We start from the raw sequence: 13,502 nt of genomic DNA, 5'->3' as shown, positions 1-13,502 counted from the left end.
GTTTCCCTTGCACGCGGGAACACCCATCGAGAACACCCCCTGACACTTGGAGTGACTGCAATGCCCAGCGCACCGCGTCCGGACAAACGCCGGTTCCCCCTGCACGTCCACATCAGCGTGATGTTTACCCTGCTTTTGCTGCTGACCGGGGTGGTGCTGGGGATTTTCAATTACCGGCAAACCACGCAAATCATCCTGTCCAGCAGTGAAAAACTGTTCAACCGTATTGAACAGGATGTGCGCCTGGATTTGTACGACACCTACGAACCCATCCGTCACCTGTTGAGCCTGCTGGCTGACTACCCGGCGACGCGCACGCCGCAGATGGCGCAACGCCTGGCCCTGCTCGTGCCCTTCAGCCAGGCGCTGCGGGACAACCCGAACCTGGCATCGTTGTACCTGGGCGATCAGCGCGGCAACTTCCTGATGGTCCGGCCGTTGCGCACCGCGGCCCTGAAAGCTGCCCTGCAGGCGCCGGCTGACTCGGCCTACCAGGTCTGGACCGTGGAGCGGGCCACCGAGCAAGGCCCGGTTCATTCCCAGTCGCTGTTCTACGACGAGGCCCTGACACTCATCGGGCGCCGGGACATAGCCGACGAAATCTACGATCCCCGCGGCCGCAGCTGGTTTCGCAGCGCCGTCGGCAGCACCGAGCAGATTACCACCGAGCCCTACGTTTTTTTCTCCACCCAAAATGTCGGCACCACCCTCGCCCGGCGCAGTGGCGAGCAGGCTGTCATCGGCGCCGACCTGACCCTGGTGGCCCTGTCCCAGACCCTGGCCAAGCACAAGGTGACGGCTGGTACCGAGGTCGTGCTGCTTGATCCCAGGGGCAACGCTGTGGGTTATCCCGATAGCCGCCGGCTGCTCGCCGACGCCCAGTCGGCACGCCTGATCAAGGCCCGCGACCTCAGCCCGGCCATCGCCGCCGCACTCGACAACACCACTGACACCACGCGCCTGGAAGCGGCCGGACGCCAGTGGATCGTTTCTCGCAGCCACATGCAGGAAGGCGGGCCCCAAGGCCTGGAACTGGCGTTGCTGGTCCCTGAAGATGAGTTGCTGGACAATGCCTATCGCATGCGCTGGCAAGGCGCGCTCATCACCCTTGCCACCCTGCTGCTGTGCCTGCCCCTGGGCTGGCTGACGTCCAGGATCCTGGTCAAGCCTTTGCGCAAACTGGTGCAGGAAGCCGATGCCATTCGCAGCTTTGACTTCAACTACCCGGTGTCCCGTCGCTCCCCGGTGCTGGAGGTCGACCAGTTGAGCGTCTCGATGGCGCGCATGAAAGAGACCCTGGCAAGTTTCTTTGAAATCACCGCCAGCCTGCGCGCCGAAACCCGCTTCGCCCCGTTGCTGGAACGGGTGTTGTTTGAAACCGTGAAGATCGGCCAGGCCCAGGCCGGCCTGATCTATCTGCGCGAGAACGACGACAATCGGGTCAAGCCGTATGGCCTGGTGATCGATGGAACGCCCAGGGACCTCGACGCCTTCAAGTTGCGCAGTCATGAGCTACAGGCAAGCGCCAGCCCGCCATGGCTCCAGCAACTGGCTGCCTCGGACAACCTCGTGGCATCCCTGGGCTTCGAACAGGCGGGCGACCTGCAGGGCGTGCTACGGGAGCTGGACTCGCCGCGGGTCCACTTGATCGGTATTCGCCTGCGCAATCGGCATCAGGAAACCGTCGGCGTACTGGTGTTGCTGGTCACCGACAGCGGCACCGAAGCCGACCTGGAAAAACTCCGGCCCGACCGCATCGCCTTCCTCCAGGCCGTGTCCGGCGCCGCCGCCGTGAGCATCGAGGCCCAGCGCCTGCAAGCCAGGCAAAAGCAATTGCTGGACGCCTTCATCCAATTGCTGGCCGGCGCGATCGACGCCAAGAGTCCCTATACCGGTGGCCATTGCCAGCGGGTGCCAGTCCTGACCCTGATGCTCGCCCAGGCCGCCGCTGCCAGCCAGGCACCGGCATTCGACGCCTACCGGCCAACGGAGGATGAATGGGAAGCCCTGCACATCGCCGCCTGGCTGCACGATTGCGGCAAGGTCACCACCCCCGAATACGTGGTCGACAAAGCCACCAAACTGGAAACCCTGAACGATCGAATCCACGAAATACGCACCCGCTTCGAAGTGCTCAAGCGCGACGCCTGGGTCGACTACTGGCAGGCCGTGGCAAGCGGCGGCGAGCCGTCATCCCTGGCGCAACAGCGTGACGCGACATTGACGGCCCTGGATGACGACTTCGCCTTCGTCGCCCGTTGCAACCTGGGCGCCGAAGCCATGGCCGAGGCCGACCTGCAACGCCTGCAGCAGATTGCCCAACGCCCGTGGACCCGGACCCTCGACGATCGCCTGGGGGTTTCCTGGGAAGAGCACCGACGCCAGGCCCGCACGCCCAAGCCGACACTACCGGTCACTGAGCCGCTGCTGGCAGACAAGCCCGAACACCTGCTCGAGCGCCACGCGGCCGAACTGATCCCGGCGGACAACCCATGGGGCTTCCAACTCGATGTACCGGCCTGGAAATACAACCGCGGCGAGCTTTACAACCTGAGCATCACGCGCGGCACGCTGACCCGCGAGGAGCGCTACGTCATCAATCATCACATGGTGCAGACGATTCTGATGCTCAGCCAGTTGCCCTTTCCCAGCCACCTGAACAATGTGGCGGAGATCGCCGGCGGTCATCACGAGAAAATGGATGGCAGCGGTTATCCCAAGCGCCTCAGACGCGAAGAGATGAGCCTGCCGGCGCGCATGATGGCTATTGCCGACATTTTCGAAGCGCTGACGGCGGCCGACCGCCCCTACAAGAAGGCGAAGAAACTGAGCGAGGCCCTGGGCATCATGGCCACCATGTGCCGTGACGCCCATATCGATCCCGAGCTGTTCGGGCTGTTCATCGAAGAAAAAATCTACGAGAGCTACGCCAACCAATTCCTCGACCCGCACCAGATCGATGAAATCGATCCCCACGGCCTGCTGGTCAAGGCAGGGTTGAAGGTATGATCAGCAATCCGTCAGGCGCAGGAAGATCGCGGCCAACTGCTCGATGCCGGCTTGATCATGTTCGGTAAAGCGCGCCAGTTTCGGACTGTCCAGGTCGAGCACGCCGATCAGGCGCCCGTCCTTGACCAGCGGCACCACCAGCTCGCTGTTCGACGCGCTGTCGCAGGCGATGTGCCCGGCGAAGGCATGGACGTCTTCGACGCGCTGGGTCTGCCGGGTCGCTGCCGCCGTACCGCACACGCCGCGGCCAAAGGGGATCCGCACACAGGCGATCTGGCCCTGGAACGGTCCCAGGACCAACTCTTCGTTGCGATTGAGGTAGAAACCGGCCCAGTTCAGATCATCCAGCTGACTGGACAGGAAAGCCGAGAACTGCGCGGCGTTGGCGATGAAGTCACGCTCATCGGCCAGCAAGGATTCCAGCTGTGCCGATAACAGCGCGTAGCCGTCAAGGCCGACTCCGGTGCCCTTCAAATCGATCATGCCTTGTGCTCCAACAATTTCAGGCCTACCCAATAACGGGCAAACTGATAAGCGCAACGTCCGTTGCGATTGCCGCGCCCGGTTGCCCAGCGCACCGCCAGCACATCCAGCGCTTCGTCGCGCTGCCAGGCCAGCCCGGCCTTGGCCGCCAGTTCGCCGATCCAGTGCTCCACCACGTTGAGGAAATGCTCCTGGGTAAACGGATAAAACGACAGCCACAGGCCAAAGCGGTCGGACAAGGCGATCTTGTCCTCCACCGCTTCGCTGGGGTGAAGTTCGCCGTCGACCCGTTTCCAATTCTCGTTGTCGCTTTCCTTTTCCGGCACCAGGTGACGACGGTTGGAGGTGGCATACAGCAGCACGTTGTCCGGCGCCTGCTCCAGGGATCCATCCAACACGCTCTTGAGCACGCGATAATCGCCTTCACCGGATTCGAACGACAAGTCATCGCAGAACAACACGAAGCGCTGGGGCAGTTTCGCCACCTGCTCGACAACGCGGGGCAGATCGGCCAGGTGATCGCGTTCGATCTCGATCAACCGCAATCCCTGTTGGGCATGCTCAGCCAACAGGGCGCGCACCAGGGACGACTTGCCGGTGCCACGCGAGCCCCAGAGCAAGGCATGGTTGGCGGGCATGCCATCGATGAATTGCCGGGTGTTGCGGCCCAGTTGTTCAACCTGGCGGTCCACGCCGATCAGGTCCGACAAGCGCATGTCGAGGCTGACCTGCAGCGGCATCAGATAGCCGCTGCGCCCGTCACGCTGCCAGCGGGCGGCCAGGGTCTGGGCCCAATCGATGGCGGGCCGGGGCGCCGGCAACAAAGGTTCGATCCGGGCCAGCACGGCATCGGCACGCTCAAGAAAAGCATTCAATCGCGAGTCCACGTCTTCTCCTCGGACAGGTTCACAGTAATGATGGCGCTCGTGCTACGAAACGCCGTATCCAATGGCGGGTCTACTTCACACAATACACACCGGCTGCACCGGTATTCAGAGATGATCAGCTATGCTTGACCGGCGAAGGGAAACGTAAGTGGTTCATCACTCAATGGACATCAGATTCACCCAACGGCTTTCCTATAAGCAGGCCCGCCTGACCGTCCTGGTGGGCTTCGTGCTGGGCACTTTGCTCAGCCTGATGCAGATCGGCATCGATTATGCCAGCGAAGACGCGTCGATCAACCGTGAAATCCTCTCGCTGCTGGAAATCAGCCACAACCCGGCCTCGCGCATCGCCTACAACATCGACGCCGAACTCGCCCAGGAGTTGTCCATGGGCCTGTTGCGCTCACCGGCCATCATCGGGGCCGAGCTGATCGACAACAACAATACCGTGCTGGCCAGCGTCAAGCGGCCCGAGTTGCAAAGCAGCTACCGGTTCATCAGCGACTTCCTGTTCGGCGCCCAGCGGCAGTTCGAGGACCGGCTCTACCTGGATCACTTGCCCAGCGAATCCCTGGGCATACTGCGACTGGACGTCGACACCTATGCGTTCGGCAGTCGTTTCCTGCGCCGTGCCGAGGTCACCTTGCTCAACGGCTTCGCCCGCAGCCTGATCCTGACCGGCCTGCTGCTGGCGCTGTTCTACGTGATGCTGACCAAGCCCCTGGTGCGGGTCATCCGCGAACTGAGCAGCCGCGATCCGAGCAGCAGCGAACAGAGCCACCTGGAATGCCCTTCCGGCCATCAGTCCGATGAAATCGGCGTGCTGGTGTCCGTCGCCAACCAGCAGTTCGAAAACATCTCCACCGAAATCCAGCAGCGGCGTACGGCCGAAAATCGCCTCACCGAGTACTTGGCGCAACTGGAGAACATCGTCTCGGCACGTACCGCCGAACTCAAGGCCATCAATGCCCGCCTCAGCCAGTCCAACGAGGAGCTGGAAGTGGCCCGGCGCACAGCCCTGGACATGGCCGAAGCCCGCTCCGCGTTCCTCGCCAACATGAGCCACGAGATCCGTACACCGCTCAACGGCCTGCTGGGCATGATCGCGCTCTCCCTGGATGGCCCCCTGACGGCCGAACAACAGCAGCAGCTATCGATTGCCCATGACTCGGGCAAGGTATTGGTCGAACTGCTCAACGACATCCTCGACCTGTCGAAATTCGACGCCGGCCAACTGGAACTCGAACGCATTCCGTTCGATCTCGGCTCCCTGGTGGAGGATACCGCCAACCTGCTTTCCCAGAACGCGGCCCCCAGTGTCGAACTGGCGTGCCTGATCGACCCGCAGTTCCCGGCGCAGGTAGTCGGCGACCCGACCCGGGTGCGCCAGATCGTCAGCAACCTGCTGTCCAACGCACTGAAGTTCACGCGCTTCGGTCGGGTCGACGTGAAGATGAGTCATTACGAAGGCGGCGTGCGAATCGAGGTCTGCGACACGGGCATTGGCATTCCCCAGGAAGCCCAGGCGAGAATCCTGCAACCGTTCACCCAGGCTGGCGCCGGGATTACCCGCCAGTTTGGTGGCACCGGCCTGGGCCTGGCATTGACCTACAACCTCTGCGAAGCCATGCAGGGCCGGTTGACGATCAGTTCCGAAGCCGGCTTTGGCAGCCAGTTCTGTGCCGATCTGCCCCTGCCGTGCCATACCCCGGCGACGCCGGTCGAACCGTTGCACGGCAACGTCGTCGCCATCACCGCCAGCAGCAGCGGGCTGGCCGAGTTGCTAGGCATGCTGTTGCCGGGATGGGGCCTGGATTATGTGCAGCGCTCCATCGACGACGGGTTGCTGGGGCTCACGCCTGACGTACTGATTACCGACTGCCCGGAATGCCTGTTCAACCTGCGGCCGACCTTTGACGCGCCGATCCTGCTGGTGACCGCCTATGGCAGTTTCATGCCTGGCGAGGAAGCCGCCGCCCTCGCCCCGCTGATACAACAGGCCCGACCGCTGGCGCGCCATGCGCTGTACCAGATTCTGCGACGCGCCATGCAAAGCGAGGCGACCATCATCAATGACGCACAGATCGAAGCCCTGGCGCCTGCCAAGCGTGGACGGGTGCTGCTGGTGGAGGACAACCCGGTCAACCAACTGGTGGCCAAGGGGATGTTGGTGAAGCTGGGCTGCGAAGTCACCGTCGCGGCCCATGGCGTCGAAGCCCTGGATCAACTGGAACAGCGGGTGTTCGACCTGGTGTTGATGGACTGCAACATGCCGGTGATGGATGGTTACGAAGCCAGCCGGCAGATCCGCCGCAGCGGGAGCTGGTCGGACCTGCCAATTGTGGCCCTGACGGCCAACGCGATGCCCGAGGAACGCGAGCGCTGCCGTGCGGCCGGCATGAACGATTACCTGTCCAAGCCGTTTCGCCGCGAAGAACTGGCCGCAGTGTTGGACCAGTGGGTGCCGACTACGTCAGCGCTTTGATCTGGCCCAGCAGGTGATCGAGACCGTCACGCAATGCCCCCAGGTGGTCCAGGTCAACGCCGCTGTCACACAACAGGCGGGCCTTGAGCGGGCCGACCTGTTCACGCAAGGCTCGCCCTGCAGCCGACAGGCTCAAGTGCACCTCCCGCTCGTCCCGGGCCGAACGCTGGCGCTGGACCAGGTCCAGCTGTTCCAGGCGCTTGAGCAGTGGCGTCAGCGTGCCGGAATCCAGCGCCAAACGCTCACCCAGGGCCTTGACCGTCGGCTGCTGCGGGGCCGTGTCCTGCCATTCCCACAACACCAGCATCACCAGGTATTGCGGATAGGTCAGGCCGAGCTGATCGAGCATTGGCTTGTAGCCGCGGATTACCGCACGCGAAGCGGCGTACAGCTTGAAGCACAACTGGCTGTCGAGCTTCAGCGAATCGGCTGACAGGTCATTCATTTGAGCAGCGCTTCGATCTCACCAGTCAGGTCCTGGGGCTTGGTGGTCGGGGCAAAACGCTTGACCACCTGACCGTCCTTGCCGATCAGGAACTTGGTGAAATTCCACTTGATGCCTTTGGACCCCAGCACGCCAGGCGCCCGCTGTTTAAGCTGGACGAACAGGGGGTGGGCGTTGGCACCGTTGACCTCGATTTTCTTGAACAGCGGAAAACTCACACCGAAGTTCAGCTCGCAAAACTCGGTAATCGCCCCCTCATTGCCCGGCTCCTGCTTGCCGAACTGATTGCAGGGAAAGCCCAGCACCACCAGGCCCTGGTCCTTGTAGGTCTGCCACAGCGCCTCAAGCCCCTTGTACTGCGGGGTGAACCCGCACTGGCTGGCCGTGTTGACCACCAGCACCGCCTTGCCGGCGAAATCGGCGAGGGTCTTTTGCTCACCCTTGATGGTGGTGCACGGGATGCTCAGCAGGTTGTCGCTCATGGCAAGGCTCCAGATGGGAAGAACAGAACGCTGAAGATAGCGAGCAATTAAATTGTACGCAATTTAATTATCAAAAATACCCACACCACAAACTGTGGGAGCAAGGCTTGCCCGCGATGAAGGCAATACGGTCGTTCAGAAATCGAGATGCCCTGTTTCGCGAGCAAGCTTTGCTCCCACCAAATTATTCTCGGGGGACCAGATCCAGGCACACCGAGTTGATGCAGTACCGCAACCCCGTGGGCGGCGGGCCGTCGGGGAAGACGTGGCCCAGGTGGGCGTCGCATCTGGCGCAGACCACCTCGGTGCGAACCATGCCGTGGCTGACGTCCCGCACCTCCACCACCGCGCTGCCCTCGATCGGCGCGTAGAAACTCGGCCAGCCGCAGCCGGAATCGAATTTGGTCTGCGAATCGAACAACGGTTCGTTGCAGCAGATGCAGTGGTACACACCGTCGGTCTTGGTGGCGTTGTATTTACCGGAGAACGGCCGTTCGGTGCCCTTCAATCGACAGACGTTGTACTGCTCCGGGTCGAGCATGGCGTGCCATTCTTCAAGGGTTTTCTCCAACTTTTCCATCGTCCCACCTCGGCAATTGAAAAAGCCCGATCCGACGCTTTTCCGCAGATCGGGCGGCACGTATGATTGCGCCTCGTCAGACGCCAGTCTGGCAGCCACGTCATGCGCATTCAAACGGATTGTGACGCATGTACCGCGTCAGGCCTGGGCACAGACGCAGGATCCCCAGTACGGCCGTTCATACGCCACCTGGATCGTTCATTTTCGGGAACACATCGCCATGCAGGTCAGCAAATCGAACAAGCTCGCCAACGTCTGCTACGACATTCGCGGCCCGGTGCTCAAGCACGCCAAACGCCTGGAAGAGGAAGGCCATCGCATCCTCAAGCTGAACATCGGCAACCCGGCCCCCTTTGGTTTCGAAGCGCCCGATGAAATCCTCCAGGACGTCATCCGCAACCTGCCGACCGCCCAGGGCTACAGCGACTCCAAGGGCCTGTTCAGCGCCCGCAAGGCCGTGATGCAGTACTACCAGCAGAAGCAGGTCGAAGGTGTCGGCATCGAGGACATCTACCTGGGTAACGGTGTGTCCGAGCTGATCGTGATGTCCATGCAGGCCCTGCTCAACAACGGCGACGAAGTGCTGGTGCCGGCGCCGGATTATCCGCTGTGGACCGCCGCCGTGAGCCTGTCCGGTGGCAACCCGGTGCATTACCTGTGCGACGAACAGGCCAACTGGTTTCCCGACCTGGCGGACATCAAGGCCAAGATCACGCCCAATACCAAGGCACTGGTGATCATCAACCCGAACAACCCGACCGGCGCCGTGTATTCCAGGGAAGTGCTGCTGGGCATGCTGGAACTGGCCCGCCAGCACAACCTGGTGGTGTTTTCCGACGAGATCTACGACAAGATCCTCTACGACGACGCCGTGCATGTGTGCACCGCGTCCCTGGCGCCAGACCTGCTGTGCCTGACCTTCAACGGCCTGTCCAAGTCCTATCGGGTCGCTGGTTTCCGCTCCGGCTGGATCGCCATCTCCGGGCCCAAGCACCATGCCCAGAGCTACATCGAAGGCATCGACATGCTGGCCAACATGCGCCTGTGTGCCAACGTGCCGAGCCAGCATGCGATCCAGACGGCGCTGGGCGGCTACCAGAGCATCAACGACCTGGTCCTGCCCCAGGGCCGGCTGCTGGAACAGCGCAATCGCACCTGGGAACTGCTCAACGACATCCCCGGCGTCAGTTGTGTCAAGCCGATGGGCGCGCTGTATGCCTTCCCGCGGATCGACCCGAAGGTCTGCCCGATCCACAACGATGAAAAATTCGTCCTCGACCTGCTGCTGTCGGAAAAGCTGCTGGTAGTCCAGGGTACGGCGTTCAACTGGCCGTGGCCGGATCACTTCCGCGTCGTGACCCTGCCACGGGTCGATGACCTCGACCAGGCCATTGGCCGGATCGGCAACTTCCTCAAGTCCTACCGTCAATAAGCCAGACAGCGTGCGGGGAGCCGTCGCCTCGCACGCTGTTTGATTCAGCAACATATCCGTTCTGCCGACTCTGCAAGGCCTTCTACACTACGGGTTGGACCGCCGACGCCCCCCCAGGCTCAACGTTCACGGGGTGCAAGCGTCGTATTTCTTTTCCCCATTCACTTTCAGAAAAGTCTTTCAAACATTTAGGACGCCTGTAGGACACAGTTTGAAATAGTCGGCGAGTTGAATAGCCTGCGGCAGCACCTTATATACCCCGCATAACGCTACATCTTTAGCACGAGGAGATTTTCACAACCATGATGCGCATCCTGCTGTTCTTGGCCACTAACCTGGCGGTCGTGCTGATTGCCAGCATCACCCTGAGCCTCTTCGGCTTCAACGGGTTCATGGCGGCCAATGGGGTTGACCTCAACCTCAATCAGCTGCTGATCTTCTGTGCGGTGTTCGGTTTCGCCGGTTCCCTGTTCTCGCTGTTCATCTCCAAGTGGATGGCGAAGATGAGCACCGGCACCCAGATCATCAGCCAGCCGCGCACTCGTCACGAACAATGGCTGCTGCAGACCGTCGAGCAACTGTCCCGCGAAGCCGGTATCAAGATGCCGGAAGTCGGGATCTTCCCGGCCTACGAGGCCAACGCCTTCGCCACCGGCTGGAACAAGAACGACGCACTGGTCGCCGTCAGCCAGGGGTTGCTCGAGCGGTTCTCGCCCGATGAAGTCAAGGCCGTGCTGGCCCATGAGATCGGCCACGTCGCCAACGGCGACATGGTGACCCTGGCGCTGATCCAGGGCGTGGTGAACACCTTCGTGATGTTCTTCGCCCGCATCATCGGCAACTTCGTCGACAAGGTGATCTTCAAGAACGAAGAAGGCCAAGGCATCGCCTACTACGTGGCGACCATCTTCGCCGAGCTGGTACTGGGCATCCTCGCCAGCGCCATCGTCATGTGGTTCTCGCGCAAGCGCGAGTTCCGCGCCGACGACGCCGGTGCTCGCCTGGCCGGCACCAGTGCCATGATCGGTGCCCTGCAGCGCCTGCGCGCCGAGCAAGGCTTGCCGGTGCACATGCCTGACACCCTGAATGCCTTTGGCATCAACGGTGGCATCAAGCAGGGCCTGGCACGCATGTTCATGAGCCACCCGCCGCTGGAAGAGCGTATCGACGCACTGCGTCGTCGGGGCTGATCGCTGGGCTCAAAAAACCCGCAGTAATGTTGTTCACTTAGAAAAAACGGCGCTTCTTTCAGAAATGGGAAGCGCCGTTTTGTTGTTTTGGTGTGTATATCCGTTATTTAGGTAACGGCTGCTTATGGTTCCGCTCTTACAGCGGCTCACTTTTGAGAAGCGCAAAAGTAAGCAAAACGCTTCATGCCCCACCACTTGGTGCCTCGCCTAGGCTCGGCATGCCCTCACTCCGGCATTGCTCCGTGGGCCGCCGCGAAGGGCCATCCATGGCCCAGCGCGGCTAACCCGGCATCCATGCCGGGTTGCCCACTGCGCAATGCCTGCGCTCGGCCATCGTGGTTAACGGGGCGCCCGAGATCAACATCCACCGCGAGGCGGCCTTATAGCCGACCTGGTTCTTGATGGGACCGCGTTTCTCCTGTGGGAGCGGGCTTGCTCGCGAAGGCGGTGTGTCAGTTTGCGGTGATGTTGGATGTGCCCTGCTCTTTCTCTTGCTCTAGATCTTGATCTTGATCTGGGGCGCCCCGTTAACCACGCTGGCCGAACGCAGGCATTGCGCAGTGGGCATCCCGGCATGGATGCCGGGATAGCCGCGCTGGGCCATGGATGGCCCTTCGCGGCGGGCCCACGGAGCAATGCCGGAGTGAGGGCACACCGAGCCTAAGCGAGGTGCCGAGTGGTGGGGCAAAAGCGTTTTGGTTACTTTTGCGCTCTTCAAAAGTGACCCGCTGTAAAAGCGGAACCCTAAGTGGCCGTTACCGCAGCAACGGATATGTACTCGATCAACAAATCCAAGCCACCTGCCAGGCCGCCTTCGCGAGCAAGCCCGCTCCCACAGGGGAACTCGGGTGAGCGCAGGTCTTATGTTCACAGCAGATCAAATGTGGGAGCGAGCTCGCGATGGCATCAGCACAAACAACGCTTCAACCTCTGGACAGCCGATAAACACGCTCATCCAGCCGCTTCACACCCGCCTGCAAAAACTTCCAGCTCTCCCCCAACACATCCTGCTCCTGCAACACCTCCAACTGCCAGACACCTCCCAGCAGCCGCTGCACCTCATCATCCCCGACAGAGAACGGTGGGCCAGGCATTTCATCCTGGTTGTAATCCAAGGTAATCAACAAGCCGACCCCATCGGGCAGGATCTTCTGCAGATGAGCCGCGTACCGTTCCCGCATTGGCACGGGCAACGCGATTAATGCGGCGCGATCATACAGTGCCGTGCAATCGGCCACATCCTGCGGGCCCAGGGCAAAGAAATCACCACAGCGAATCTCGATATCACCGGCACGGAACACCCTGAATGCACCCTCTTCACTCACAACCGGCTCAAGCTGATGCTCAAGGAAAAAATCAGTGGCGGCTTTTTCCGACAATTCCACGCCCAACACCGAATAGCCCTGATGGGCAAGCCACAGCAGATCCAGGCTTTTGCCACACAACGGCACCAGCACCCGACTGCCCTGGGCCAAGCCCAATTGCGGCCAGAAACGTTGCAGGTAGGGGTTCACCTCCGGCAAGTGAAAACCAATCTGGTTCGATGACCAGCGTTTGTGCCAAAACTCGGGCTCCATGATTCGCTCCAAAAAATTCGATCAAAACGGGCTAAAACTTATATTAGATTTAGATCATTGACCTGACGGAAGATGACTCCATCTTAACGCTCAGGAGTCCCTTCATGCTGCCCAGCCTGTTTATCTCCCATGGCTCACCGATGCTCGCCCTGGAGCCCGGCGACAGCGGTCCGGCATTGGCTCGCCTGGCCGCTCAATTGCCCAAGCCCAAGGCCATCGTCATCGTGTCCGCCCACTGGGAAAGCAACGAACTACTGGTCAGCGCCAATCCGCAGCCGCGCACCTGGCACGACTTCGGCGGCTTTCCACCAGCCCTGTATGAGGTGCAGTACCCCGCGCCCGGCGATCCGCAACTGGCGACGCAAGTCGCAGCTATGCTCAACACCGCGCACCTGCCGGCACGCCTCGACCCTCAACGGCCGTCCGATCATGGTGTCTGGGTGCCATTATCTTTGATGTACCCCGAGGCCGACATCCCGGTGGTGCAGGTTTCCCTGCCCAGCCGCCAGGGACCGGTGTTGCAGACACAGGTCGGCCAGGCCCTGGCGAGCCTGCGTCAGCAGGGCATCTTGCTGATCGGTTCTGGCAGCATCACCCATAACCTGCGCGACCTGGACTGGAACGCCGGCCCCGACAGCATTGAGCCCTGGGCCAAGGCCTTTCGCGATTGGATGGTTGAGAAGCTGGCGGCCGACGACGAGGCCGCGCTGCATGATTACCGTCGCCAGGCGCCGAACGCCGTGCGCAGCCACCCCAGCGATGAGCACTTGCTGCCGCTGTATTTTGCCCGGGGTGCGGGGGGCAAGTTCAGCGTTGCTCATGCGGGGTTCACGATGGGGACGCTGGGGATGGACATCTATCGGTTTGACTGACTGACCGCGTCGCTGCAATCACGAGCAAGCTCGCTCCCACACTGGATTTCGCCGCTCACG

Annotated in this window: 11 protein-coding genes; 5 read left to right on the top strand and 6 right to left on the bottom strand. The window is 61.6% G+C overall.

Translation table 11 applies throughout. The features are described 5' to 3' along the window. The first annotated feature begins 60 nt into the window (after positions 1 to 60). Positions 61 to 3,009 carry an HD domain-containing phosphohydrolase gene (locus HU749_RS09785; protein ID WP_079304322.1) on the top strand — a complete coding sequence of 983 codons (2,949 nt, stop codon included), beginning with the start codon at positions 61 to 63 and terminating at the stop codon, positions 3,007 to 3,009. Here HU749_RS09785 and HU749_RS09780 read toward each other — a convergent pair whose 3' ends face one another. After that, positions 3,010 to 3,492, bottom strand: coding sequence for a GAF domain-containing protein (locus tag HU749_RS09780; RefSeq protein WP_014337288.1), 483 nt, complete (start codon positions 3,490 to 3,492; stop codon positions 3,010 to 3,012). Then, positions 3,489 to 4,379: an ATP-binding protein gene (locus HU749_RS09775; RefSeq protein WP_046063767.1), complete on the bottom strand. Its 891-nt coding sequence runs from the start codon at positions 4,377 to 4,379 to the stop codon at positions 3,489 to 3,491. The genes HU749_RS09780 and HU749_RS09775 overlap by 4 nt, the downstream gene beginning before the upstream one ends. 163 nt (positions 4,380 to 4,542) lie before the next feature. Between HU749_RS09775 and HU749_RS09770 the strand changes: the two genes are divergently transcribed. Beyond that, complete coding sequence (locus tag HU749_RS09770) at positions 4,543 to 6,864, top strand: hybrid sensor histidine kinase/response regulator (protein WP_046063766.1); 2,322 nt, start codon at positions 4,543 to 4,545, stop codon at positions 6,862 to 6,864. On the opposite strand, the gene HU749_RS09765 is transcribed toward HU749_RS09770, so the two are convergent. From HU749_RS09765 to msrB, 3 genes are all read right to left on the bottom strand, one after another. After that, positions 6,848 to 7,309 (bottom strand): MarR family winged helix-turn-helix transcriptional regulator, encoded by a 462-nt coding sequence (locus HU749_RS09765; protein WP_079304320.1) that lies wholly within the window; start codon positions 7,307 to 7,309, stop codon positions 6,848 to 6,850. The two genes, HU749_RS09770 and HU749_RS09765, sit on opposite strands and share 17 nt — an antisense overlap. Then, positions 7,306 to 7,791, bottom strand: a complete 486-nt coding sequence (locus tag HU749_RS09760) for a glutathione peroxidase (RefSeq protein ID WP_003199416.1) — start codon at positions 7,789 to 7,791, stop codon at positions 7,306 to 7,308. The genes HU749_RS09765 and HU749_RS09760 overlap by 4 nt, the downstream gene beginning before the upstream one ends. A gap of 184 nt (positions 7,792 to 7,975) precedes the next feature. Continuing rightward, positions 7,976 to 8,371: a peptide-methionine (R)-S-oxide reductase MsrB gene (gene msrB / locus HU749_RS09755; protein ID WP_046063765.1), complete on the bottom strand. Its 396-nt coding sequence runs from the start codon at positions 8,369 to 8,371 to the stop codon at positions 7,976 to 7,978. 220 nt (positions 8,372 to 8,591) lie between these two features. On the opposite strand from msrB, the gene HU749_RS09750 reads away from it, so the two are divergent. After that, complete coding sequence (locus HU749_RS09750; protein ID WP_095963474.1) at positions 8,592 to 9,803, top strand: pyridoxal phosphate-dependent aminotransferase; 1,212 nt, start codon at positions 8,592 to 8,594, stop codon at positions 9,801 to 9,803. Between the two features lie 302 nt (positions 9,804 to 10,105). Next, positions 10,106 to 10,993 carry a protease HtpX gene (gene htpX, locus HU749_RS09745; RefSeq protein WP_003183732.1) on the top strand — a complete coding sequence of 296 codons (888 nt, stop codon included), beginning with the start codon at positions 10,106 to 10,108 and terminating at the stop codon, positions 10,991 to 10,993. 923 nt (positions 10,994 to 11,916) lie between these two features. Here htpX and HU749_RS09740 read toward each other — a convergent pair. Continuing rightward, positions 11,917 to 12,570: a thiopurine S-methyltransferase gene (locus tag HU749_RS09740; protein WP_186652531.1), complete on the bottom strand. Its 654-nt coding sequence runs from the start codon at positions 12,568 to 12,570 to the stop codon at positions 11,917 to 11,919. 104 nt (positions 12,571 to 12,674) lie between these two features. On the opposite strand from HU749_RS09740, the gene HU749_RS09735 reads away from it, so the two are divergent. Beyond that, a complete protein-coding gene (locus HU749_RS09735) occupies positions 12,675 to 13,442 on the top strand; it encodes a DODA-type extradiol aromatic ring-opening family dioxygenase (RefSeq protein ID WP_186652532.1) in 768 nt (255 codons plus the stop codon). Positions 13,443 to 13,502: the final 60 nt, after the last annotated feature.

The sequence above is a fragment of the Pseudomonas ogarae genome, from assembly GCF_014268695.2.
GTDB classification, from domain to species: Bacteria; Pseudomonadota; Gammaproteobacteria; order Pseudomonadales; family Pseudomonadaceae; genus Aquipseudomonas; species Aquipseudomonas kilonensis.
The sequence above is the reverse complement of the archived record's forward strand: the minus strand, read 5'-3'. Positions and strand labels throughout refer to the sequence as shown.